This window comes from Bacteroides sp. 44_46, assembly GCF_001915465.1.
GTDB classification, from domain to species: domain Bacteria; phylum Bacteroidota; class Bacteroidia; order Bacteroidales; family Bacteroidaceae; genus Bacteroides; species Bacteroides clarus.
In genome coordinates, this window is record NZ_MNQO01000017.1 from 42,082 (window position 1) to 67,257 (window position 25,176).

Genomic DNA, 25,176 nt, shown 5'->3' on the forward strand with positions numbered 1-25,176 from the left:
ACGAGTTAGCAGCATAATTCAAATCATTAACTAAAAACATTTATTTAAATGGCAACAAAAATCAGATTGCAAAGACATGGACGTAAGAGCTACGCTTTCTACTCTATCGTAATTGCAGACGTAAGAGCACCACGTGATGGTAAATTTATTGAGAAGATTGGTACTTACAACCCTAACACCAATCCTGCCACAGTAGATTTGAAATTCGACCGCGCACTTGACTGGGTGTTGAAAGGTGCACAACCTACCGACACTGTCCGCAACATCCTTTCCCGTGAAGGCGTTTACATGAAGAAGCACCTTCTTGGCGGTGTAGCGAAAGGCGCATTCGGCGAAGCAGAAGCAGAAGCTAAGTTCGAAGCTTGGAAGAACGACAAACAAAACGGTTTGGCCGCTCTGAAAGCTAAAGACGAAGAAGCTAAGAAAGCTGAAGCCAAAGCACGTCTGGAAGCCGAAAAGAAAGTAAACGAAGTGAAAGCTAAAGCATTGGCCGAAAAGAAAGCCGCTGAAGAAGCTGCCAAGGCTGCCGCTGAAGCACCTGCAGAAGCAGAAGCTACCGAAGCTCCGGCTGAAGAAGCTCCCGCAGCAGAAGCCGCTGCTGAATAAAAAGCAGAGCTTTCCCTGTAAAAAAGGGACAAAAAACATAAAATCCTCACCGGTTATACCGGTGGGGATTTTTTATTATTATCTTTGTGGCTACAAATTATTTATTTAATGAACAAAGCAATGAAAAAACTAACTTACCTGCTCGCTGCCGCTGCCGTATTCGCAGCCTGTAACAGCGGGAACCAAGGTTACACCGTAACCGGAACGATAGAGGGTGCAACCGACGGCGATACCGTCTTCCTGCAAACCGTGGAAGGCCGCCAACTCGTAAAACTCGATTCCGCAGTCATCACCAACGGAACCTTCACCTTCAAAGGAACGCAGGACACTGCCGCCAACCGCTACCTTACTTATAGCCCCGCCGGAGCAGAGGGTATGATTATGGACTTCTTCCTCGAAAACGGAAAAATCAATATCAAACTCAACGGAAAGAGCAGCTCCGCCACCGGTACCGCCAACAACGACATCTACCAGGCCATCAGAACCCAGCTCAACGAACTGGACAGCCAGATGGAAAACATCTACACTTCCATGACCGACACCGCCCTGACCGACCAGCAGCGCGAAGCCAAAGGCAAGGAAATGAGTGCGCTGGAAAGCAAAATGATGGAAGTGGCCAAAGCCGGCATCAGCCAAAACATTACCAATGCCGTGGGCGTGCATCTGCTGAAAAGCAATTACTACTACTTGGATGTGAAAGAACTCGACCCGCTGATGCCGCAGATTCCCGCCACATACAGCAACGACGCCACCATCATCCGCATCAAGGAGAATGTAGAAAAGATGAAAGCCACTGCCGTAGGCCAGAAGTTTACGGACTTTGAAATGCAGACTCCCGAAGGAAAGACCGTGAAACTGTCCGACTACGTAGGAAAGGGCAAGACCGTGCTCGTCGACTTCTGGGCAAGCTGGTGCGGACCCTGCCGTCGCGAAATGCCTAACCTGGTAGAGGCATACGCCAAGTACAAGAACAAGAATTTCGAGATTGTAGGCGTTTCTTTAGACCAGAACGGCGATTCTTGGAAAGAAGCTATCGACAAACTGAATATCACCTGGCCGCAAATGTCCGACTTGAAATATTGGAATAATGAAGGCGCCAAGCTGTATGCCGTAAGCAGCATTCCCCACACGGTACTGATTGACGGTGACGGAATTATCCTTGCACGCGGTTTGCACGGAGAGGAACTGCAAGAAAAATTGGCTGAAGTGCTTAAATAAGCGAGGAAGCCGAAAGAGTATAAAACAAAGGGGGGTGTCAAAACTCCCCTTGTATCGAAATCACCCCCGCTACGATTATCTGTGGCGAGGGTGATTTCCTATTTATGAGGGTTTCGACACACCCTCTTTATTGTTTTGCAATCCCGCAGGGCAACAGCCGTAAGATGCGGGCTCAGTTATGGTAACATGCGGGCTCGGCCACCACGAGACGCGGGCTCGGATGTAACAAAGTGCGGGCTCAGCCATAACAAAGCCTGCGCTCAAACACAGCAAGACATGCGCCCGGACACAACAGTGCGTGCGCTCAGACAGGGAATATACGGTCTGCCATATCCTTAGCCAGTCCCACGGTTTTCCATTGTTTCTCCTCATCCTCTTCCGAGGGATTAAGAAGATTATCCGCATCGGGCAGGCAGAGCGTCAGATGCTTCACGGGAATATAATTCAGCACTTCTTCCATCTTGGCCTGCAACTCATCCAGTTCTTCCTCATCGGGATAATAAGAGAGCACGAAACCAAACACAGCTTCCCGTTCATGCACAAACCACAACAGACGGCTGCGATCGCAAATCCCGCAATCATAATCCAGAAAATACGCGTCCGCCCCGCGCAGCCGTATCAACATATCCGTCGCGGCATGAAAAGCCACGAACAACCCTTCGGGACGCTCGCGCAGCACCCGGTTATTGAGGCGGGCGGCTTCATCGGTCAGCATGGACTTCACGCCCTCGAACTGTATATAACGGCAACCGGCCTCATAAAGCCCTTCCAGCAACTTCTTATAAGCCGCCGCCAAATCATCCAGCAGTATATTCAAGTCCGGATAAACCGACTTCATGCACCCGGCATCCGTCTCGCGAAGAATCCTCATCAGTACTTTTCCGGGCGAAGGAATATGCTGTTTGGGCAATACATCGTCCGAAGCATTCGCCGCCAAAAAAGCAAAATCATCAAGGATAGGATGATGAAGCAAACCTATCCTGCCCGTCACTTCCAGCTCCTTGCCGGACGGAGCCCCCGCATCGCCCTTCCGGCGGATGCCTTCCCAGGCTTCCAGGAAATCATAACTCCGAAATCCGCCATCCGTCACAATCCTTACGCCTTCCGACCTCAGCCGTTCAATCAAACTACGTATCTCCGCATTTTCCACGGCACGCAATGTTTGCTGACTGATTTGCCCGCCTTGATAGCGGCTCCTTGCGTCCCGCAGCGCAGAAGGCACACACAATGCCCCCGCAATATCGACCTTAAAGGGTGGAAACAACTTTCCCATATTCGTTCTTTTTATTTGAAAATTAATACCTCAGCGCTTTGCCCTATCCCACGAGTGGCAAAGAAAATCAAAGAATGGCAGGTCTTCTGACTCGGTTTCCATTTCAAACCGCCTTCCCAACCTTTTCCCGCATACGGGGAAATAATCAGTGGCAGAGGTGTATCTGTCGAAATGTTTGGTATGAAACCTTACAGCAGCGGGACTGTCCGGGATTTGCACCCGATTCCCTTTTAATTACCGATGATGACAACCATCGGTAAACCGATTCGCTGCAAATATAACCAAAGTATTTGAAAGTCGGCAAGTGAAATCCCTATTTTTCATCGGCCGCTTCAAAACAGATTGACACATCATCTAATATATAATTATCAATAATGTGCAACTATAAAAACCACACAAACTGAAAAGTTTTCCATTTTATCACAAACCATATTTGATTATCAACAGATTAACCATTTTTAATCCAACAAAAGTTTTCCAAAACAGAAAACGTATGAAAAACTATCATACCTTTGTTTCGCAATTAACTCCTATTGTAAAATCTAAAAAATACAACCAATATGATACAAACGGTACTCAAGCGTGACGGACGCGTCGTCGGCTTCAACGAAGAAAAAATAGTAACCGCCATCCGCAAGGCCATGCTCCATACAGACAAGGGAGAAGACATGCAACTGATACGCCAAATCACCGACCACATCTCCTTTAAGGGCGATGCCCAAATGACGGTGGAAGCCATTCAGGACCTGGTGGAAATGGAGCTGATGAAGAGCAGCCGTAAAGATGTCGCACAGAAATACATTGCCTACCGCAACCAGCGCAGTATCGCCCGCAAGGCAAAGACGCGCGATATGTTTCTGGAAATCATCAACATCAAATCCAACGACATCACCCGCGAGAACGCCAACATGAATGCCGACACTCCGGCAGGCATGATGATGAAGTTCGCCAGCGAGACCACCAAACCGTTTGTAGACGACTATCTGCTGAGCGAAGAAGTGCTGGATGCCGTCAGCCACAACTACCTGCACATCCACGACAAGGATTATTACCCTACCAAGAGCCTGACATGCGTGCAGCACCCGCTGGACCGCATCCTGACATACGGCTTCTCCGCCGGACACGGAGAATCGCGCCCTGCAAAACGCATCGAGACCGCCAGTATCCTGGGTTGCATCTCATTGGAAACAGCCCAAAACGAAATGCACGGCGGACAAGCCATTCCCGCATTCGACTTCTACCTCGCCCCCTACGTGCGCAACAGCTACATCGAGGAAATAAAGAATCTGGAAGAGCTGAACGGCAAGGACTACTCGCACCTCTACCAAAAAGAGCTGACAGACTATCTGCAACAACCGCTGGACGGCCTGACCGACGACCGCCGCATTGTCCAGCATGCCGTGAACAAGACCGTAGCCCGCGTGCACCAGTCCATGGAAGCGTTCATCCACAACATGAACACGATACACTCCCGTGGCGGAAACCAAGTGGTGTTCAGCTCCATCAACTACGGCACGGACACTTCCGCCGAGGGACGCTGCATCATCCGCGAACTGCTGAAAAGCACGTATCAAGGCGTAGGAAACGGTGAGACAGCCATCTTCCCCATTCAGATATGGAAAAAGAAACGTGGCGTAAGCTACCTGCCCGAAGACCGCAACTACGACCTCTACCAGCTTGCCTGCAAAGTCACCGCACGCCGTTTCTTCCCGAACTTCCTGAATCTGGACGCCACCTTCAACCGCAGCGACGACTGGAGAGCCGACGACCCGAAACGCTACGAGTACGAAGTCGCCACCATGGGATGCCGTACACGTGTGTTTGAAAACCGCTTCGGCCCGAAAACATCCATCGGCCGAGGAAACATCTCTTTCTCCACAATCAACATCGTCCGCCTTGCCATAGAGTGCATGGACATAGCGGACAAGGAGCAGCGCATCGCCCTCTTCTTTGCCAAGCTGGACGCCATGCTCGACATCACCGCCCGCCAGTTGCACGAACGCATGGAGTTCCAAAAGACGGCGTTTGCCAAACAGTTCCCCTTGCTGATGTCCGCCTTGTGGATAGGTTGCGACAAGCTCAAGCCGAACGAAGACATCTCTTCCGTAATCAACCAAGGTACGCTGGGCATCGGTTTCATCGGTCTGGCGGAATGTCTGGTCGCGCTTTTGGGCAAGCACCACGGAGAATCGGAAGAAGCCCAGGAATTAGGTCTGAAAATCGTGACGTACATGCGCGACCGCGCCAATCAGTTCTCCGACCAATATCAGCATAATTACAGCGTGCTGGCCACGCCCGCCGAAGGTCTTTCAGGCAAGTTCACCCGTGTAGACCGCAAGAAGTTCGGCTGTCTGCCGGGCATCACAGACCGCGACTACTACACCAACTCCAACCACGTGCCCGTGTACTACAAGTGCAGCGCCCGCCATAAAGCGGAAGTAGAAGCCCCCTACCACGACCTGACCCGCGGCGGACACATCTTCTACGTGGAGATTGACGGCGACGCCACCCACAACCCCGAAGTCATCATGCGTGTAGTAGATATGATGGACCGGTACAACATCGGTTACGGCTCGGTGAACCACAACCGCAACCGCTGCCTGGAATGCGGATACGAAAACTCCACCCCCGACCTGGAAGTTTGTCCGAAATGCGGCAGTACCCACATCGACAAACTGCAACGCATCACCGGCTACCTGGTAGGAACCACCGACCGTTGGAACCAAGCCAAACTCGCCGAACTGAACGACAGGGTAGTACATGGGAATTAAGAATTAAGAATTAAGAGTTAAGAGTTGGTTAAGAGCTTTCATGCTGAATTCATCATTCTTAATTCTTAATTCTCAATTTCCCTAATTCTTAATTCTTCATTAAAAAAGTGCTTTCCATTCTTGAGATATTAGAAGATACCACGGTGGACGGTCCCGGTTTCCGTACCGCCATTTACGCGGCCGGATGCCCCAACGGGTGTCCGGGCTGCCACAATCCGGAGTCGTGGGACATTAACCGCGGACGCTGGATGAGCACCGATGAAATTCTGCAAAAGGTGCTTGCCGATACATTCGCAGACGTGACGTTCAGCGGGGGCGACCCGATGTTCCAGCCGGAAGGCTTCACCGAACTGGCGCACGCCATCAAGCAGCGAAGCCGGAAAAACATCTGGTGCTACACCGGATACACCTTCGAGTCGCTGTTGCGCAATCCCCGTCAGGCAAAGCTGTTGGAGTACATCGACGTGCTGGTGGACGGTAAATTCCGGCAGGAGCTGCGCGACGAAGACCTCTACTTCCGTGGCAGCAGGAACCAACGGCTGATTGACGTGCAGGCATCACTGAAAGCAAACAAAACCGTAAGTTACCGGTACAATCCGGGCATTTAACGAATATTTTTCCTACATTTGCAGCCACATAAGATAATCCGCAACGAGATACTGAAACCGTGAAACGAAAACAATCCCCCGGACATACGATACGCTTCCGCCGCTGGAGCCGGAAGGCCTATGCCGCATTCGCCAGCATAGGCAGATGCGTCACGATCGGCTGTCTGCGCAAGAATGTGGCCGACAGCTCGCTGCGCAAGCAGGATGCGGTTCAGACTCTCCCCTATTTTATTCATACCATGACTATTGACGAACTGAAAGCCCGGGTACTGGCAGGCATAGACATATCGCCCGACCAAGCCGCCTGGCTGGCGAACACCGCCGACCGTGAAGCGCTTTATGCCGCTGCACATGAGATTACCGTACAGTGCGCACAGCACGAGTTTGATATGTGCTCCATCATCAACGCCAAGTCGGGACGCTGCCCCGAAAACTGCAAATGGTGCGCACAATCCGCCCACTACCACACCAAGGCCGACATCTACGACCTGCTCCCCGCAGAAGAATGCCTCAGACAAGCGCAATACAATGAACGGCAGGACGTCAACCGTTTCTCCCTCGTCACCAGCGGCCGAAAACCTTCTTCCCGACAAATGGAACAGCTTTGCGATACGGCACGCCATATGCGCCGCCACTCGTCCATACAGCTATGCGCCTCTCTGGGCTTGCTGAACGAAAAGGAACTGCGAGCCCTGCACGATGCCGGCATCACACGCTATCACTGCAATCTGGAAACAGCCCCCTCTTTCTTCCCCACCCTGTGCAGCACGCACACGCAAGAAGACAAGCTGCGCACTCTGCAAGCCGCCCGCAACGCGGGTATGGAAATTTGCAGCGGCGGCATCATCGGTATGGGCGAGACGATGGAACAGCGTATCGAGTTCGCCTTTACCTTGAAAGAGCTGGGAGTGCAGTCCATCCCCATCAACCTGCTCAGCCCCATTCCGGGCACTCCGCTGGAAAACCGGCAGGCTCTGACGGAAGAAGAGGTATTGGTAACAATCGCCCTGTTCCGCTTCATCAATCCCACAGCCTACCTGCGCTTTGCGGGCGGACGTTCGCAACTGAGCAAGGATGCGGTGAAGAAGTCCTTATATATAGGTATCAACTCGGCCATCGTGGGCGACTTGCTGACCACGCTCGGCTCTAAGATTTCCGACGACAAGAAGCTGATAGAAGAAGCCGGATATGAGTTCTGCGGTTCGCAATTCGACCGCGAGCATCTGTGGCATCCATACACTTCGACCACCGATCCGCTGCCTGTATATAAGGTGAAGCGGGCGGACGGAGCAACGATTACGCTGGAAAGCGGACAGACGCTGATAGAGGGAATGTCCTCTTGGTGGTGCGCCGTACACGGTTACAACCATCCGGCGCTGAACAGGGCGGCCACGGAACAGCTCGGCAAGATGTCGCACGTCATGTTCGGCGGACTGACGCACGACCCCGCCATCGAACTCGGAAAACTGCTCCTGCCGCTGGTTCCGCCTTCCATGCAGAAGATATTCTATGCGGACTCCGGCTCGGTGGCCGTGGAAGTGGCCTTGAAAATGGCTGTGCAGTATTGGTACGCCAAGAACCGGGGCAAGAAGAATAACTTTGTCACCATCCGCAGCGGCTATCACGGAGATACGTGGAACGCCATGTCGGTGTGCGACCCGGTGACGGGGATGCACTCGCTCTTCGGTTCGGCGCTCCCGGTACGGTACTTTGTTCCGCAACCCCGCTCACGCTTCGGCGGCGAATGGAATCCGGATGATATTCTCCCGCTGAAAGAAATCATGGAGCAACACGCCGATGAGCTGGCGGCCTTGATACTGGAACCCGTGGTGCAGGGCGCAGGCGGAATGTGGTTTTATCATCCGCAGTATCTGCGCGAAGCGGCGAAGCTATGCCGTGAGCACGGTCTGCTCCTCATCTTCGATGAAATAGCGACGGGCTTCGGACGTACCGGAAAGCTGTTTGCCTGGGAGCATGCCGGAACAGAGCCGGACATCATGTGCATAGGCAAAGCTCTGACCGGCGGCTACATGACGCTTTCCGCCGTACTGGCCGCCAACGAGGTGGCGGACACCATCTCCAACCATGCCCCGGGCGCGTTTATGCATGGCCCCACGTTCATGGGAAATCCTCTGGCATGCGCCGTGGCCTGCGCATCGGTACGATTGCTCACGTCTCCCGAATATGATTGGCAGGAGAAAGTTACCCGCATCGAAGCACAGCTAAGGCAGGAGCTGGAACCTGCACGGCAACTGCCGCAAGTGGCCGATGTACGCGTACTCGGAGCCATCGGCGTCATAGAAACCAAGCAGCCGGTGGATATGGCATGGATGCAGCGACGCTTCGTTGAAGAAGGCATCTGGGTACGCCCGTTCGGCAGGCTGGTATATCTGATGCCGCCTTTCATCATCGAACCGGAACAGCTCGGCGTATTGACGAAAGGATTGATTAAGATTGTGGAAGAAATGAAATAAGAAAGCGTTGAACAATGGATACAATATATGAAATGCAGCAAGAGCTGCAACACCTTGAAGAACACAACAACCTGCGCCGTTTGCCCAAAATGGTGCACGACGGAAGGCATGTCATCGTGAACGGAGCGCGTATGCTGAACCTTTCGTCCAACGACTATCTGGGGCTGGCATCCGACCGGAGCTTGCGCGAGGAGTTCCTGCGCACGCTTACTCCCGACACGTTCCTGCCCGCCTCTTCTTCTTCCCGGCTGCTGACGGGCAACTTCACCGTTTACGAAGAACTGGAAGCGGAGCTGGCACACCTTTTCGGTACGGAAGCCGCATTGATTTTCAACAGCGGGTATCATGCCAATACGGGTATCCTGCCTGCCGTAAGCGATGCGCGGACGCTGATACTTGCCGACAAGCTCGTTCACGCCAGTCTGATTGACGGCATCCGTCTTTCGGCGGCCAAGTGCGTCCGTTACCGCCACAACGATTTGGCGCAATTGGAACGGCTGTTGAAAGAGCATCATTCCGCCTATCGCCGAATCATCATCGTCACCGAAAGCATCTTCAGCATGGATGGCGACCGGGCGGATTTGCAAGCCCTGGCAGGGTTAAAACGCCGATATGACAACGTACTGCTTTATGTGGACGAAGCCCACGCCTTCGGCGTACGCGGCAAGCGGGGGCTTGGTTGCGCCGAGGAATCCGGTTGTATCCGCGACATCGACTTTCTCGTCGGTACATTCGGCAAGGCGGCTGCGTCCGTAGGCGCTTACATCGTATGCAGAAAGACGGTACGGGAGTATCTCGTAAACCGCATGCGCACACTTATTTTCACCACCGGGCTGCCACCCGTAAACATAGCATGGACACTGTTTGTTGTACGCCGACTGGCAGATATGCAGGAACGGCGCGAACATCTGGCGCATATCGGCCGAACGCTTCGCGAAGCCCTGCAAGCCCGAGGATATACATGTCCCGGCGCCAGCCATATCGTTCCGATGATTGTCGGACAGAGCGCGGATACCGTCCTGCAGGCAGAGGCTTTGCAACGGCACGGCTTTTACGCCCTGCCCGTCCGTCCGCCGACAGTGCCGGAAGGAACATCACGCATCCGTTTTTCGCTGACAGCGGAAATCAGAAGCGAGGAGATAGAAGAGTTAACGAATTACCTGACCGTTCATACTCAAACTTAGCAATGCCTATGACAAACGGCATTAAAACATCAACCGATATTTATCATTTAATAAAGAAAAAACAATGAAACAAGTGTATATCATCAACGAGAATCACCCCAAGTTACTCCTTTTCTTTGCCGGATGGGCGGCAGATGAAACTCCTTTCAAGCAGTATCATCCCAAGGATACGGACTACATGATTTGCTACGACTACCGCACACCGGACTTCGACACGTCCGTCTTCGACCATTACCGGCAGATAAACGTGGTAGCCTGGTCTATGGGGGTGTGGGCAGGCTCTCTCATACTCAGCCAAGTTCCCCGGGAAAAGATTTTCAGTATAGCCTTCAACGGAAGTACAAGCCCCATAGACAATCTGGAAGGTATTCCCGTGCAAACCTATCAGGCCACTTTCGACGGACTCACCCCCGCCTCGCTCCAGAAGTTCCTGCGCCGCATGTGCAAGGACAGCAACGCCTACAAGGCCTTCATGGAAATAACTCCCCGACGGGACTTCGATGAAATCAAGGAAGAACTGAGGCTCATCCGGGAGCGGTACTTCGAGATGTTTGGAAACATGGAGCATAAAGGTTATGATGAGGAGACTGAAGAAAGGTTTCAGGAGAACTTCGAAAGGTACGAATACGACTACGATTACGCCTTTATCGGCAGCAACGACCGGATTTTTCCGCCTGAAAACCTGGAAATGAACCACGACAACCTGATGTGCAACAATGTAATCCTGACGGACAGCGCACACTATGACGCGTCCATGTTCCGTTTTCTGTTGCAGGACATGTGGGAAATGCCCATCGACGACTTTATGCACCACCTCAAATCCATCAATATCGAATAAAACGACAGAGGAAATGACTTGCAACGCCCAATCCATTGACAAAGCTCTCGTGGCACGGCGCTTTGCCCATGCGCGAGACACATACGGCAGCGAAGCCCGCGTACAGCAGCAGGTTGCGGAAAAAATGCTGCGCCTGCTCACGGCGCACGCCTGTACATCCGCTACCGCACCGGACGGTAACGGTGACAGGCAGCAACCGCGGAACGCCGCCCTTTCCTTCCGCCATATTGCGGAGTTCGGATGCGGTACGGGCTGTTACTCCCGCCTGTTGCTGCACACGTTGCAACCGGAAACGTTGCTGCTTAACGACCTGTGTCCCGAAATGGAAGAGTGCATACACGACTTGCTGACGGGTGGCGGGCGTCTGCCACGCGCTCCTCAGGCGGGCAACGCCTCTGGGGTTCTTTACGATGCCGATGTGGAATTTTACGGCGCCGAAACGCCATCCGAGAGCACCAAAGTACCATCCGAAAACGCCAAAGTGCCATCTGAAAACACCAAAGCGCCACTTTGCGGAAGCTCTCCTGCAACTACCGCCGTCAGCTTTCTGCCGTGTGACGCGGAAACGCTTGATTTCCCGCAAGGGACGGACTTGATAACGTCCTGCTCCACCTTGCAATGGTTTGCCGATACGGAACGGTTCTTCGCCCGTTGCCACCGCTTTCTGTCGGACGGCGGCATTCTTGCATTCAGTACTTTCGGGAAGAAGAATATGCGGGAGATACATGCCCTGACCGGACACGGACTGGAGTATCTGTCGCTCGACAACCTGAAAGTCCTGCTCTCTCCCCGTTTCGAGATTCTTTATGCCGAAGAAGAGATTGTCTCCCTGCCGTTCGGCACTCCGCTCGAAGTGTTGCGACACCTCAAACAAACCGGAGTTACCGGCACGGAAAAGAGAGTTTGGACACGCGGACGTTTGCAGAGTTTCTGTGATGAATATATACGGATGTGCGGCAACGACGACCGCAGCGTTTCGCTGACTTATCACCCGATTTATGTGATTGCGAGGAAGAGGGAAGATAAAAGATTAAAGATAAAAACATGAAAGATAAAGAATAAAGGATATTAGTAATAGAGTAACCTAAGGCTGAAAGCCTTCTATCGCAAAGCCCGGGGTAACACCCCGGGAATACGAATATAACCAACATTACGCCCTGTAAGGGCAAAAAAAGATAAGATAAAAAGATTGTGCCCTTACAGGGCGAAGAATAACGAGAACATTTATCCCCGGGGTGTTACCCCGGGCTTAGAGATAAAAGCCCTTCAGGCTTGGAATTTGTCAAATAGGATTAAATCCCAAATCATAAGTAAATGGTTAAAATATCGGCACTTACTTAAAGGATAAAGCATAAAGGATAAAGCATAAAATAATAGAGCATAAAGTAATAGAGCATAAAATAATAAAGCAACCTAAGGCTGAAAGCCTTCTATCGCTAAGCCCGGGGTAACACCCCGGGAATACGAATATAACCAACATTGCGCCCTGTAAGGGCAAAAAAGATAAAATATAAAGTATAAAAAGACATGAATACCGACATCTATTTCATCAGCGGTATCGATACCGATGCCGGAAAAAGCTACTGCACCGCCTGGTACGCCAAGCAGCTATCCCAAAACGGACAGCGTGTCATCACCCAGAAATTCATCCAAACCGGCAACACCGGCCATTCCGAAGACATCGACCTTCACCGCCGTATCATGGGCACAGGCTACCTGCCCGAAGATAAAGAAGGGCTCACCATGCCCGAAATCTTCTCCTACCCCTGCTCTCCCCACCTTGCGGCTCGTATCGACAACCGCCCCATCGACTTCGGCAAAATAGAGCGCGCCACCCGCGAACTCGCCCGTCGCTACGACATCGTACTGGTAGAAGGCGCCGGCGGCCTGATGGTTCCCCTGACGGAAGAATATCTCACCATAGACTACATCGCCGAGAAAAACTATCCCCTTATTTTCGTAACATCCGGCAAACTGGGCAGCATCAATCACACCCTGCTAAGCCTTGAAGCCGTTAAACACCGGGGAATCACGCTCGACACCGTATTGTACAACCTTTATCCCACGGTAGAGGACACGACCATACAAAACGATACGATGCAATACATACGGGACTACCTTGCCAGGCACTTCCCCGAAACGAAGTTTGAAGTCGTGCCGGAAATAAATAATCCGCGTCAGGCCATGTAATCTGTGCCGAATTTCGTAACTTTGCACGTTATAAAACGTCATAGGACACATGGAAGCATTTACATTCGATACAACCGAGAAGATATTACTCGCAGCGACGGGAACTCTTTTTATCATTCAAGCCCTTTATTACTTTTGTCTGTACAACCGTATTCACATGCGCAGCCGTGCCGTGAAACGAGACAATGTGCACTTCTCCCAAGAGCTCCCCCCTGTATCGGTCATCATCTGCGCCCGTGAAGAATCCGAGAACCTGCGCCGCAATCTGGCCGCTGTGCTGGAGCAGGATTATCCGCAGTTTGAGGTTATCGTTATCAATGACGGCGATACGGACGAAAGCGAAGATTACCTCACCCTGCTGGAAGAGAAATACCCGCACCTCTACCACAGCTTCGTCCCCGACTCTTCACGCTATATCAGCCGCAAGAAGCTCGCCGCCACTCTCGGCGTGAAAGCCAGCAAATACGACTGGCTCGTCTTTACCGAAGCCGACTGCCGTCCGCAAAGCGACCAATGGCTGCGACTGCTGGCACGTAACTTCACTTCGCGTACGCAAGTCGTTCTGGGATATAGCGGTTATGAGCGCGGCAAAGGCTGGCTGCACAAACGTGTGGCGTTCGACAACCTGTTCAGTTCCATGCGTTACCTCGGTTTTGCGCTTGCCGGAAGCCCTTATATGGGCATCGGGCGCAACCTCGCCTACCGCAAAGAACTGTTCTACCGGGAGAAAGGCTTCTCCGCGCATCTCAACCTTCAACGTGGCGATGATGACCTGTTTATCAACCATGTAGCCACAGCCGAGAATACCCGTGTAGAAACCGATGCGGACGCCATCGTACGCATGCAACCCGTATTCCGCGCCAAAGACTGGCGGGAAGAAAAGATAGGCTACGCATCTACCGCCCGCCTCTACCACGGTGCGCAACGCTGGCTGGCCGGATTGGAAACCACCACCCGCCTGGCGTTCCATGCCGCATGGATAGCCGCGCTCGCAGCAGGTATACTGCATTTTCACTGGCTGGCGGCGGGCATTGCGTTCCTTATCTGTATATTTCGGTTTATCCTGCAAGCCATCATCATCAACAAGACCGCAAAAGATTTGAACGACCAACGCAGATACTACTGGTCACTGCCCGTATTCGACGTGCTTCAACCTTTACAGTCTCTCCGTTGGAAACTCTACTGCCTGTTTAGAAAGAAAAGCGGATTCCTGAGAAAATAAATCCATTCCACGGGGCGGAGTTATTCGCCTTGCGGAATGAAAACATCTATCCCGTGGGATGAAATTATTCGTCCCATGAGATGAAAACCACCCGTCCCGTAAGATGAAAATATCCGTTCCGTAAGACGAAATCATCCATCCCGTAAGACAGATTCGGCTCTGCCGTGACAGGAATTTGATTGCCCTACCCGCTCTTACTCGTAGCGCATGGAATTTGCCGGATGAATCCGTGTAATAAGGTATGACGGCCCCAGCAACATAATGACCGAAGCCAGCAGCGTACCGACATTCAGCAACAAGAAAATCCAGATATTGAAAGACACGGGAACGGTGTCCATATAGTAGGTTTCGGGGTCCAGGCGGAACAGGCCGAACCATTTCTGGATAAAGTAAAAAGCCAGTCCTATCACATTGCCCCACAACATTCCCTTTCCGATAAGGAATACCGCCAGCCAAAGAAACAGCTTGCGGATAGTGAGATTATTCGCGCCCAAAGATTTCAGAACGCCAATCATGGAAGTACGCTCGATGATGATAATCAGCAATCCCGACACCATCGTGAAACCGGCAACACCGGTCATCAGGATAAGGATAACCCATATATTGACATCCAGAATGCCGAGCCATGCAAAAATCTGCGGGTTCAGTTGCTCCACATTGAGCACACAGTAGTCCGCTCCGTACGGGTCGGGGCGCCGGCTCACCTCATCGGCTATCCGGTAGGTGGCTTCTTCCAGTTTATCGTAGTCGTATAGCTCCAGCTCCACTCCGCTCACCTGGTCGGGACGCCATTTGTTCAGGCGGTTCACCAAGCACAAGTCGGTGAGCAGGAACAGGTTATCGTACTCGGAAAAGTTGGTCTGGTAAATGCCCGTGACGGTCAGACGGCGGGCACGCACCTCATCCTGTATATAATAGGTGTCTATCTTATCGCCGAGCTTCAGTTTCATCTTGTCGGCCATCGCCTTCGAAATGACGACACGGTTGGTAGAAGCCGAGTCGCTGAACTGCGGAAACTCTCCCTCTACCAGGTGGCGACGGAAGAAAGAACTGCCGTACTCAGGCCCGATACCCTTCAACACCATCCCCTGAAAGGCGTCGGACGTCTTTATCATCCCCGGCTTGGTGGAATAGCGTTGCACATGTTTCACGTCGGGATTATCTGCGAGGGCGGCAATCATGCTGTCCGTCACAGCTATGGGGCGGGTTTCAAAAGAACGCGCCGCGTCCGAATTGCTTATCTGGATATGCGAGCCGAAACCGATTATCTTATCGCGCACCTCGCTCTTGAAACCGATTATCACCGACACAGCGATAATCATCACCGCCAATCCGATAGCGACACCGATAGTCGCTATCAGCACGGCAGGACGGGAAACTTGCTTTCCGGCATCGGAACTGCGGTAAATACGCAGCGCTATGAAACGGGATAAATTCATCAGTAGTATTATATATCTTCCGATTTCTTCCGGGCACGGGTTACACGGATTCCGCAGGCTTTCTTAGTCCTTTCTCCGTGAAATCCGTATAATCCGCGCCCTATTCTTACATTCGACAGACCGATTATCCGGTACACCTTCCCGAACAACTATTCCGTACGTCCCGGATAGGCTTCGAGCGCTTTGGAGAGCACAAACAGCGCACGGGTCAAATCTTCTTTCTTCAAGACGTAAGCTATGCGCACCTCGTTGCGGCCGGAACCCGGAGTGGTATAAAAGCCGGAAGCCGGAGCCATGAAAACGGTCTGGCCTTCGTACTCGAATTCGGAAAGACACCATGCGCAGAACTTGTCCGAATCGTCTACGGGCAGCTTGGCCACGGTATAAAACGCTCCCATAGGAATGGGCGAATATACGCCGGGAATACGGTTCAGACCGTCAATCAGACACTTACGGCGTTCCACGTATTCGTCGTAGGTATCGCGCAGGTAGTCTTCTCCGGCATCCAGGGATGCTTCGGCGGCAATCTGGCCTATCAACGGCGGGCTCAAACGCGCCTGGCAGAACTTCATAACGGCATCGCGTATCTCCTTGTTCTTCGTTATCAGCGCACCGATACGAATACCGCATTCGGAATAACGCTTGGAAACGGAATCTATCAGAACCACGTTATTCTCGATGCCTTCCAGGTGGCAGGCGGAGATGTATGGGGAACCCGTATAGATAAACTCGCGATACACTTCGTCGGAGAAGAGGAAAAGGTCGTACTTCTTCACGAGGTCGCGTATCTGATTCATCTCGCGACGGGTATACAGATAACCGGTAGGATTATTGGGATTACAAATCAGGATGGCGCGGGTGCGGTCGTTTATCAACTCCTCGAACTTCTCCACTTTAGGTAGCGAGAACCCCTCTTCTATGGTCGTCGCAATCGTACGGATTTTAGCGCCGGCGGAAATGGCAAACGCCATATAGTTGGCATAAGCCGGTTCCGGCACGATAATCTCGTCACCCGGATTAAGACAGGCCATAAATGAGAACAACACGGCTTCCGAACCGCCGGAAGTAATGATTATATCATCGGCGGTGAGCTTGATGTTGTATTTATCGTAATATCCCACCAACTTTTCACGATAGCTGCGATAGCCCGCGCTGGGACTGTACTCCAACACCTTACGGTCAATATTGCGAATGGCGTCAATCGCGACTTGCGGCGTAGGCAGGTCGGGCTGTCCGATATTGAGGTGGAATACATGGGTGCCCCGTTGCTTGGCTGCATCTGCCAAAGGAGCCAGCTTTCTGATAGGAGATGCGGGCATCTCCATTCCGCGAATAGAAATTGTTGGCATGAGTTTTTTATATCATTTTATCATTTAAGTCGCAAATGTAGTGATTTATTTGATACTGAAGGGAAGCTAAGACATAAAAACTTTAAAAACCTTATCTATATTAAAAACACTATGCTATTTCAAAAGAATCTTGTACCTTTGAAATAGTAAACAAATGGACAACTACAACCGTTTTATCATAAACCAACATTAAAAATAGTAAGTAATACCATGGTCATCAACCTAATAACTTTTGCTTCACTGTTACATAAGCAAGCATCTGTTCGCAGTTCCCATGAAATAATATTGACTGAGTTGGAGAAATATTTCACCGTCAATTTCATAGATTATCAAGATATTAACAAGCTGACCCCCGATGACTTCAGCATCCTGTTCATCGCCACCGGCGGAGTGGAACGGCTGGTCATCCAGCATTTCGAATCGCTTCCCCGCCCCGCCATCATCCTTGCGGACGGCATGCAGAACTCACTCGCCGCCGCCCTCGAAATATCTTCCTGGCTGCGCGGACGCGGCATGAAAAGCGAAATCCTTCACGGCGAACTGTCCGAAATCATCAAACGCATTTTTGTACTCCACAGCAACTTCATGGCGCAACGCAGCCTTTTCGGGATGCGCATCGGCGTGATAGGCGCCCCGTCCGGATGGCTCATTGCCAGCAACGTGGATTATCTGCTTGCCAAGCGGCGCTGGGGAGTGGAATACACCGATGTCGCCCTTGACCGCATCTACGAATATTACGCTCAAATCACCGATGACGAAGTGGGCGAAGCATGCGCCCGCCTCGCCGGAAAAGCGCTTGCCTGCCGGGAAGCGTCCCCCGAAGATATGATAAAGGCGATGCGCCTGTACCGGGCTATCCGAAAGATTGTGGACGAAGACCGCTTAAGCGCGCTCACCCTGAGCTGCTTCCGTCTGATAGAGCAGACGGGCACTACCGGATGCCTGGCGCTTTCCCTGCTGAACGACGAGGGTATCATCGCCGGATGCGAAGGCGATTTGCAATCCATATTCACCATGCTCACCGCCAAAGTGCTTACAGGGAAACCCGCTTTCATGGCCAACCCGTCCATGATTAACGCGCGCACCAACGAAATCATACTGGCGCATTGTACAATCGGCATCGCGCAGACAGAGCAGTTCATCATCCGCAATCACTTTGAAACGGAAAGCGGTATCGGCATACAGGGAATACTGCCCACCGGAGACGTGACAATCGTGAAATGCGGCGGAGAATGCCTGGATGAGTATTACCTCGGTACGGGTACGCTCATCGAGAACACCAATTACATCAATATGTGCCGCACGCAGGTACGCATAAAAATGAATGCTCCGGCAGAATATTTCCTGAGAAATCCGCTGGGAAACCATCACATCCTGTTGCATGGCAACCATGAACAAATACTTGACGAGTTCTTGCAGTCGAACGGATGCAAGAGGATAGAATAAGGCTGTAAACGCTCCGCAATTACATTACATCACATCGTCGCTCAGTCTGACTTCAAAGCGGGTTCCTCTGCCCAGCTTTGAAGTTACCGTTATCGTTCCATGCAGACGTTCCACAATCGTCTGGCAGATACTCAGCCCCAAACCTGCGCCTTGCGTAAAGCTGTCCGCCTTATAGAAACGCTCGAAGATATGTTTCTGGTCTTCATCGGATATACCCGCCCCGGTATCTTCCACGAAGACGGTTGTGTATCCGGGTTCTTCCATGCTGTATCCCAACGTGATACTGCCCTTCGCGGTAAACTTCCTGGCATTGTTGATCAGGTTATTCACAACCTGCTTCAAACGTACGGAATCGGTAACGATATCTTTGCCTGTCCCTTCCGGAAAGTCGGTGCGTAATTCCACCCCTTGCGGCATGCTCAGCCTCTGAGAGTCGTAGACCTGCTGCATGATAAACGTAAGATTGTAGGAAGAGAGCTGAAAGTCCATTGTGCCCGACTCGATACGTGAAAGGTCCAGAATATCGTTAATCAGAGCCAGCAACAGGGTACAGTTTATATTGATGGTCTCGACAAACTGCTGCACTTCTTCCGAAGAAAACGCTTCCAGGTCTTTCAGCAAATCGGAGAAACCGACTATCGCATTCAGCGGAGTGCGTATCTCGTGGCTCATATTGGCAAGGAACGCCGATTTCAGTTTATCGGCCTGCAAAGCCCGGTCACGGGCGGCGATAAGCTCGTCTTCGGTGTCTTTATAGCGCTGAATACTCTGGCACACACCCAATACCATATAAGGAATATCCGCCGTCAGACCGTCATAAGCGGTACTGCGGAACTCCCACCACTCGTACCCGCCATCCGCGTTTTGCAGCCGGAAACTCATACGCGAGTTCGGCTCGTGTCCCAGCATGATATCATTGAAATGCTTGCGTGTACGGGACAGGTCTCCCGGATGGATAATCAGGTCCAGCTCTTCCCTGGATATATACCCCGTATTGTCATAACAGTTGAAGCGTTGCAACAATCCGCCGGGGAAGTGGAAACATTTCAGCCGCGTGTTGTACTGCCACGGATAGATGGAACTCTCTTCGATGGCCATATTGAAGAAACGCCTCTGCATCTCCTCTTCGGATATGTTACGGCAGACAATGGCCATACCCGTCAGCTTGTCTTTCGCAAAGATAGGAACCACCTCGCCCGAAACCGGGAAATAAGCGCCTTTCGTATTCTCCTGCATAAACGCCTTTTCCGGTATAATAACAGGTTTCTTGTCCCGTATCACCTGCTTCAACAAAGTTTGCAGGATATTCTCGCCATTCATGTAGATATGAAAAATGGAGCCGGCAATCTGCCCTTCGTACGAACGTGCCATATACGTATCAGACGATAAGCCCAGCATCTCCACCAAAGCCCGGTTGACGAAATGGATCCGCAAATCCGTATCATACGTTATCAGCCCGTCGCGAATGGAGCAGAATATCTTATCGAATTCATCCCGTTGCTCCACCAAACGGTGCTGTACCAGCAGACGGGTCTGCGCGTGGATGCGCTTGCGAGCCTCGCGCCGGTTGCTCCGATAAAGCCAGGCCACAAGAAACGCCAGTGCGCCCACCGTCACCGAATAGAAAAGGATAAACCAAACCCGATAGCGATCCATTAAAGGCACATTCAGAATGGTTCCCCGCTTCTCAACGCTCTCCACGTCCACATGGAAAAAGTCCAGCTGCTTATAATCGAACAATAACTTACCGTCCAAATCCCCCACCCCGAACGAATCGGGTGACCGACCTTTCAGGATGTCCGCTGCCTGTACGCCCGCAGCATAGGTATCCACCGCCGGCTCTACGTCATAAACGCATAACACGCCGCTCGTCATCGCCAGGTTCTGATTGGCAAATACGGGAGCTTTCAGCTTCAAGGAAAGAAAAGGAATCCATTTAGGAGCTATAACAATGTGCTTATACGCATGATAATCGTAGCAGATAGAGGTAATAATGGTGTTAAGGGACTTCTCCTGCACATTCAGTTTCTTCAAACTGTATCCGGGATGTTTCTCCTTAAAAGCCACCCAAGCATCTTCCACCGCTTCCACTCCTTTGGAGCTCAAGAAGCTGCTGTCCGTCAGGCAGACAATCTCCTTGCGCGCGGGAAACAGACGTATGGCTTCTTCAAGCAGCACATTGAAATCCGTCTTTGAAGTGAAGCCCGAAACGTTCGGCATTCTGTCAAACAGCTTCTTATCGGGATACTTAATGCCCGAAACCACCACCGGTATCTGATACGGCAAAGAATCGCCGCAATGGGTTAAAGTAAAGAAAGCCTCATCGCTGGACGTCACAATCAAGTCTGTTTTACGCTGCCTGGCACGTTCGCATATACGGCGCATGATAATGCACTCCGAAGCGAAAGTCCAAAAGTCGGCGTTCAGGTATTCCGTTACCACGTCAGCCTTTACGCCACCCTTCTCCAAGCCGTTCTGCAGACCGGTAATAAGATTATCATGCCAAGAAGCGCTGTTGGTATATGATTGTATGAAAAGTACGTTATAGTTGTTTTCCGCAGCCGAAAGTGTTCCCGATATCAAGCACAGGAAAGCCCATGAACATAGTAAGAAAAAGTGTTTTCCCATTTCGTTTGTTTTGATTTGTCTGCGTAAACTTCTTTATAGTCACGCAAATATACAAGGTTATATTGAGAATTTACACCTTTTTCCTTAAAAAAACTTTATTCATCGTGCAATGCCTCGGCCGGATGTACTTTCATCGCTCCATAGGCGGGATACCAGATTCCGGCAACAATCATCAGCGCCATAAGCATCCATGTCAAAACAAGAGCCGATAAAAAACGCACGGCATCAAAAGGCATCTTGCCCACATCCACCAGCTCGGCATAACCGATATTAAAAGCTATGACAGCCGCCGGCAGAGCCGCCAACGTGAGCAGCAGTATCCCCTCATACATGAGGTAGGAGAAAATACCCCGGCGCGAACTGCCCATCGCCAGCCGCAACGCAACCTCTTTACGACGCTGCTGCGTACGGAACCAGAATGTTCCGATAACACCCAGGAAGATATTCAGCAACAGGAAACCGAGCACGCAAAGCTGTGTCTTCCATTCGTTCATGTCTTCCAGCTCGCAGATTTCACGCAAATGCCCGAACGGTGTAATATCCAGCAGATAAAGGTTGCCCACCTGATAAAGACGGTCGGCCTCATCCATCAGCTTTTCGGCAAAGTCCTTATCGGCATCTTCGGAAACGCGCAAACTGACGGTGATATAACGGGGGTCTGCAAAATCCCGTAACCTGTTCACGTCAAGCGGAAGGGCGGCAAAAGCCCCGCCCCACTGCGACGGCGTATGGAAATGCGACCAGCGCACAGGCGTACCCACCGCACCGATGCGGCGGCGGACGTCCTTACCGTAGTTCAAAAGCGAAACTTCCCGTCCCTGCAAAGATGCGCTACCGCCCGTTTCCGGATGTCCTTCGGTGAGGTTGGAAGATACCACCAGTTCATCGTTACGGAGTGCGGCCTCTACTTTGGCGAAATCCGCTTCTTCCGTAAAGGAGTAACGGAAGACACGGAAGAAGTCCGCGGTGACCCAAAGAAGACGCGCGTTGACGGCCACAGAGTCAATACCCAAGTCGATGCCGTTGCTACCCTCATTGTACGGAAAACAGTTTTGCGAAAGGGCGACGGCCTCTACACCGGGACAATGACGCAGCCTGTCCGTAAGCCGGAGTAAATCATCCATATCGTCATCCGCAGTCAGCTCCGGATTATAAAGAGGCGAGTTTGCTCCCAGCCTGCTTACGGTAATGTTGTAACAATGCTCCGTATCAAATCCCATCGAAGCGTGATAGACGCGTGTGGTGACAAGCGTCCAGTCCACAATGTACCACAGCACGACAAAGACCAGCAGCAACTCCACAAAGAGAAAAAGATTGCTGTTCCACTCGTTCTTTATTTGTTTCAATATCGTTTTCATAATCATCGTTTACCTTTGGTTAATCGCATCCGTTATATTCATTCTCGAAGCGCGCCATGCCGGTATGCCCGCCGAAAGGATGTTCATCAGCAAGCAGAAGCCGAAAGCCGCAAGAAACGCCCAGGGCGAAAGCAGCATGCCCGGTGTCAGTGTGGTTTCACCGCTGAGGTAGGCATTGGTGCTGTTGTCGAAGAGGAAGCCGTTCAACAGGAAAGTGGCGGCATAGCTCAGCGCAAGTCCCAATACGCCGGCAAACAATGTCAGCAACAGGTTCTCAAAGAATATCTGGCGCATCAGCTCCCCGCCCGTAGCCCCGAAAGCCTTGCGCACGCCTATCTCCGCCATGCGCTTACGCATACGGGAAAGCGTCATGCTGCTCAGGTTGATGGCAGGTACAAGCAACAGAATGACGATAACGAGCGTGTAATGCAGGATAATGGCTTTGGTATCGGGCGTTTCGCTCCACTTGCGGTAAAGATTGGCAAACTGTTCATCGGGTTGCCCGCGGTAAAACACTTCCGAGTCACGCAACCCGTCGTTATATTTGCGGCGGAGTTGTTCCACCTCCTCACGGATAGCCGGAAAATCGGCTACGGAATGTGCGAGGATAACCGCTCTCATCTGTCCCATAGTGTCTTCCCACCACGTCAGCCGGTTAATATCCGTGGAAGTATAAGGCACCCACACCTGCGCATAAGCAGAAGTGGCAAGTACGGACACATCCGCCACCACACCGGATATACGGTACTCCACATGGTTCAGTTGTACCGTTTTTCCCGCAACGTCCGTCGTGCCGAACAGGCGGCGCGCCACCGTAGCGCTCAGCACGGCGCATGGCAGTCCGGCATCGCTGTCGGCCTTTGTAAACGCCTTGCCGCTGAGAAACCGGAACCGGAAGATAGACCAAAAGGCATCGTCCGTCTGCACCATGTCGGCAGTGGCCTTGTTGCCCGCCGGCAAAGACACACGTACCTTTTCGGGCAAGGAAATCAACGTGACCGCTTCCGCCGTGGTGAGATTCTTAAAGCACTCGCGCCCCGTACGTACTGACATGCGGGCGTTGGACGAATCACCGTCGCTCCCACCCTTGTTCTTGACGGACATGGCAGACACATACAGCGAACGGCTGCGGTTCACTTCCGGCTCACAGTCCACAAGCCTTACCTGAAAGGTGATGACAAGCACCATAATCATACAGATGGCCAATGCCGTACCCAGTACGGAAACCCACGTTATGATAGGATTCTCGCGCAAATGATATAGCGCTTGCTGAAAATAAAGACGTATCATATTCTGTTATCGGTTTAATTTCTTGAATTCATTCATCGTGCAGAGCTTCCGCCGGTTGTACCTTCATCGCCTTACGCGCCGGAATACCGATACCAATCGTAATCATCAATCCTATCAGGACGAAACTTACGGCCGCGCAAAGCAACAGACGCCCCCACTCCAGCGTCGTACCGTTGCGCCAAGAATTCAGTTCCATGCTTGCCAGGTTATAATCAATGATGAATGCTATCGGGGTGATAAGTAACAGCAAAAGCAGTCCTTCGCTTATCAGACGGACGAAAATACTCATGTCCGATGCTCCATGCGCCTTATGCAGGGCAATCTCCGAACGGCGTTGCTGGGTACGGAACCAGAAAGTGCCGAGCAGCCCCAGGAAGATATTCAGCAGCAGGAATCCCATTCCCATCACGTAATTACGCAAATCATTGCTCCATGACTGCTGGAAATTACGGCGGATATCCTTAAAAGAACGCACTTCGGAAATATAGACATTGCCGATGCGGAACTGCTTCTCGCTGTCCGCCTTCAGGCGCCGGATGAAGTCATGGTCTTGATTAGCCCGGACACGCAAGCAAAGTTCCAACCCAATATCGTACCAGTCCAGTTTATAGAGAAAAGTATAAGAGCTTCGAGCTTGTTGGAAGTCGTTGTAACGTACATCCTTTAAAGCCGCCCCCAATCGATAAGTTTGTGTTGTATCACCAAAAAGCTGGCAACGTTTGCCTACAAGTTCTGTCAGCGGACGACCGTACTTCCGGTAGAGGTTATCGGAAGCAAGGAACTCTCCTTTTTCCAACATCCCGGCAAGCTGTTCGGGCGTTTCACCGCGTGTACCCTGATAACGGAACACACGTACAAAATCGGGAGTTACCATACGGCGGATAGTCCAACTATCAGAAACCAGTGTATCATACCGAACCATATCAGTAGAATTGCTGCCATTGTATGGATAGGAATTTTGCGAGAGACTTACCGCCTCAATTTCCGGACGGCGGCGTAAGCGGTCTACAAGTTCAAGAATATCGGCATCTTCCTGTTCATCGGTTTGGTTCGGAATATAATCAGGACTCTTGTCCGTGAGTTTTCCCATTTCAATAAGGTAACAATGACTGATGTCAAAGCCTCGCGGTTCCAAGTAGGTAGCTGCACGCGTATAGAGATAATCTACCACAAACCACATCACAACGCTCACAACCAGCAGTTCCAAAGCCAGCCACAGGTTATTGCGCCATTCATTCTTTATCTGTACCAAAAGTTTCTTAGTCATTTCTTTCTGCGATTA

The 25,176-nt window shown here is 51.6% G+C and carries 18 protein-coding genes and 1 riboswitch; of the genes, 11 read left to right on the forward strand and 7 right to left on the reverse strand.

Features of this window, described 5'->3' with window-relative positions; all coding sequences use genetic code 11:
* The first annotated feature begins 48 nt into the window (after positions 1-48).
* Both BHV73_RS08920 and BHV73_RS08925 read left to right on the forward strand, forming a co-directional pair.
* Positions 49-606 carry a 30S ribosomal protein S16 gene (locus tag BHV73_RS08920; protein ID WP_009121760.1) on the forward strand — a complete coding sequence of 186 codons (558 nt, stop codon included), beginning with the start codon at positions 49-51 and terminating at the stop codon, positions 604-606.
* Positions 607-726: 120 nt separating this feature from the next.
* Positions 727-1,824: a TlpA disulfide reductase family protein gene (locus BHV73_RS08925; RefSeq protein WP_022218721.1), complete on the forward strand. Its 1,098-nt coding sequence runs from the start codon at positions 727-729 to the stop codon at positions 1,822-1,824.
* 304 nt (positions 1,825-2,128) lie between these two features.
* Here the strand turns inward: BHV73_RS08925 and BHV73_RS08930 are convergent, their stop codons facing one another.
* Complete coding sequence (locus BHV73_RS08930) at positions 2,129-3,097, reverse strand: uroporphyrinogen decarboxylase/cobalamine-independent methonine synthase family protein (RefSeq protein WP_009121758.1); 969 nt, start codon at positions 3,095-3,097, stop codon at positions 2,129-2,131.
* Between the two features lie 60 nt (positions 3,098-3,157).
* Positions 3,158-3,378: riboswitch (cobalamin riboswitch) on the reverse strand.
* Positions 3,379-3,657: 279 nt separating this feature from the next.
* On the opposite strand from BHV73_RS08930, the gene BHV73_RS08935 reads away from it, so the two are divergent.
* From BHV73_RS08935 to BHV73_RS08970, 8 genes are all read left to right on the forward strand, one after another.
* Entirely contained in the window at positions 3,658-5,868 is a 2,211-nt protein-coding gene (locus tag BHV73_RS08935) for an anaerobic ribonucleoside triphosphate reductase (RefSeq protein ID WP_087413204.1), read from the forward strand.
* Between the two features lie 107 nt (positions 5,869-5,975).
* Positions 5,976-6,476: an anaerobic ribonucleoside-triphosphate reductase activating protein gene (gene nrdG, locus BHV73_RS08940; protein WP_009121755.1), complete on the forward strand. Its 501-nt coding sequence runs from the start codon at positions 5,976-5,978 to the stop codon at positions 6,474-6,476.
* 239 nt (positions 6,477-6,715) lie between these two features.
* Positions 6,716-8,950 carry an adenosylmethionine--8-amino-7-oxononanoate transaminase gene (gene bioA / locus BHV73_RS08945; RefSeq protein ID WP_229116261.1) on the forward strand — a complete coding sequence of 745 codons (2,235 nt, stop codon included), beginning with the start codon at positions 6,716-6,718 and terminating at the stop codon, positions 8,948-8,950.
* A 14-nt stretch (positions 8,951-8,964) separates the two neighbouring features.
* Complete coding sequence (locus tag BHV73_RS08950) at positions 8,965-10,134, forward strand: 8-amino-7-oxononanoate synthase (protein WP_087413202.1); 1,170 nt, start codon at positions 8,965-8,967, stop codon at positions 10,132-10,134.
* Between the two features lie 64 nt (positions 10,135-10,198).
* A complete protein-coding gene (locus BHV73_RS08955) occupies positions 10,199-10,972 on the forward strand; it encodes a pimeloyl-ACP methyl esterase BioG family protein (protein ID WP_087413201.1) in 774 nt (257 codons plus the stop codon).
* A gap of 13 nt (positions 10,973-10,985) precedes the next feature.
* Positions 10,986-12,020, forward strand: a complete 1,035-nt coding sequence (locus BHV73_RS08960) for a malonyl-ACP O-methyltransferase (protein WP_286738005.1) — start codon at positions 10,986-10,988, stop codon at positions 12,018-12,020.
* A 479-nt stretch (positions 12,021-12,499) separates the two neighbouring features.
* Positions 12,500-13,162, forward strand: coding sequence for a dethiobiotin synthase (gene bioD / locus BHV73_RS08965; protein WP_009121749.1), 663 nt, complete (start codon positions 12,500-12,502; stop codon positions 13,160-13,162).
* Positions 13,163-13,211: 49 nt separating this feature from the next.
* The gene (locus BHV73_RS08970) at positions 13,212-14,384 is read left to right on the forward strand and encodes a glycosyltransferase (RefSeq protein WP_009121748.1); all 1,173 of its coding nucleotides are present in this window, start codon (positions 13,212-13,214) and stop codon (positions 14,382-14,384) included.
* 194 nt (positions 14,385-14,578) lie between these two features.
* Here the strand turns inward: BHV73_RS08970 and BHV73_RS08975 are convergent, their stop codons facing one another.
* Together BHV73_RS08975 and BHV73_RS08980 are read right to left on the reverse strand one after the other, a co-directional pair.
* The gene (locus BHV73_RS08975; protein WP_087413199.1) at positions 14,579-15,823 is read right to left on the reverse strand and encodes an ABC transporter permease; all 1,245 of its coding nucleotides are present in this window, start codon (positions 15,821-15,823) and stop codon (positions 14,579-14,581) included.
* Positions 15,824-15,972: 149 nt separating this feature from the next.
* Positions 15,973-17,172: a pyridoxal phosphate-dependent aminotransferase gene (locus tag BHV73_RS08980; RefSeq protein WP_022218728.1), complete on the reverse strand. Its 1,200-nt coding sequence runs from the start codon at positions 17,170-17,172 to the stop codon at positions 15,973-15,975.
* Positions 17,173-17,382: 210 nt separating this feature from the next.
* On the opposite strand from BHV73_RS08980, the gene BHV73_RS08985 reads away from it, so the two are divergent.
* Complete coding sequence (locus tag BHV73_RS08985; protein ID WP_009121744.1) at positions 17,383-18,618, forward strand: fucose isomerase; 1,236 nt, start codon at positions 17,383-17,385, stop codon at positions 18,616-18,618.
* A gap of 24 nt (positions 18,619-18,642) precedes the next feature.
* Here BHV73_RS08985 and BHV73_RS08990 read toward each other — a convergent pair whose 3' ends face one another.
* The 4 genes from BHV73_RS08990 to BHV73_RS09005 all read right to left on the reverse strand — a co-directional run bounded on the left by BHV73_RS08990 (position 18,643) and on the right by BHV73_RS09005 (position 25,161).
* Positions 18,643-21,246, reverse strand: a complete 2,604-nt coding sequence (locus tag BHV73_RS08990; RefSeq protein WP_195621023.1) for a sensor histidine kinase — start codon at positions 21,244-21,246, stop codon at positions 18,643-18,645.
* A gap of 95 nt (positions 21,247-21,341) precedes the next feature.
* Positions 21,342-22,604 (reverse strand): ABC transporter permease, encoded by a 1,263-nt coding sequence (locus tag BHV73_RS08995; RefSeq protein ID WP_195621021.1) that lies wholly within the window; start codon positions 22,602-22,604, stop codon positions 21,342-21,344.
* A gap of 9 nt (positions 22,605-22,613) precedes the next feature.
* On the reverse strand, positions 22,614-23,894 hold the full coding sequence (locus BHV73_RS09000) for an ABC transporter permease (RefSeq protein ID WP_009121741.1): 1,281 nt from the start codon (positions 23,892-23,894) through the stop codon (positions 22,614-22,616).
* A gap of 28 nt (positions 23,895-23,922) precedes the next feature.
* Positions 23,923-25,161, reverse strand: coding sequence for an FtsX-like permease family protein (locus BHV73_RS09005; RefSeq protein WP_087413196.1), 1,239 nt, complete (start codon positions 25,159-25,161; stop codon positions 23,923-23,925).
* Positions 25,162-25,176 lie beyond the last annotated feature (15 nt).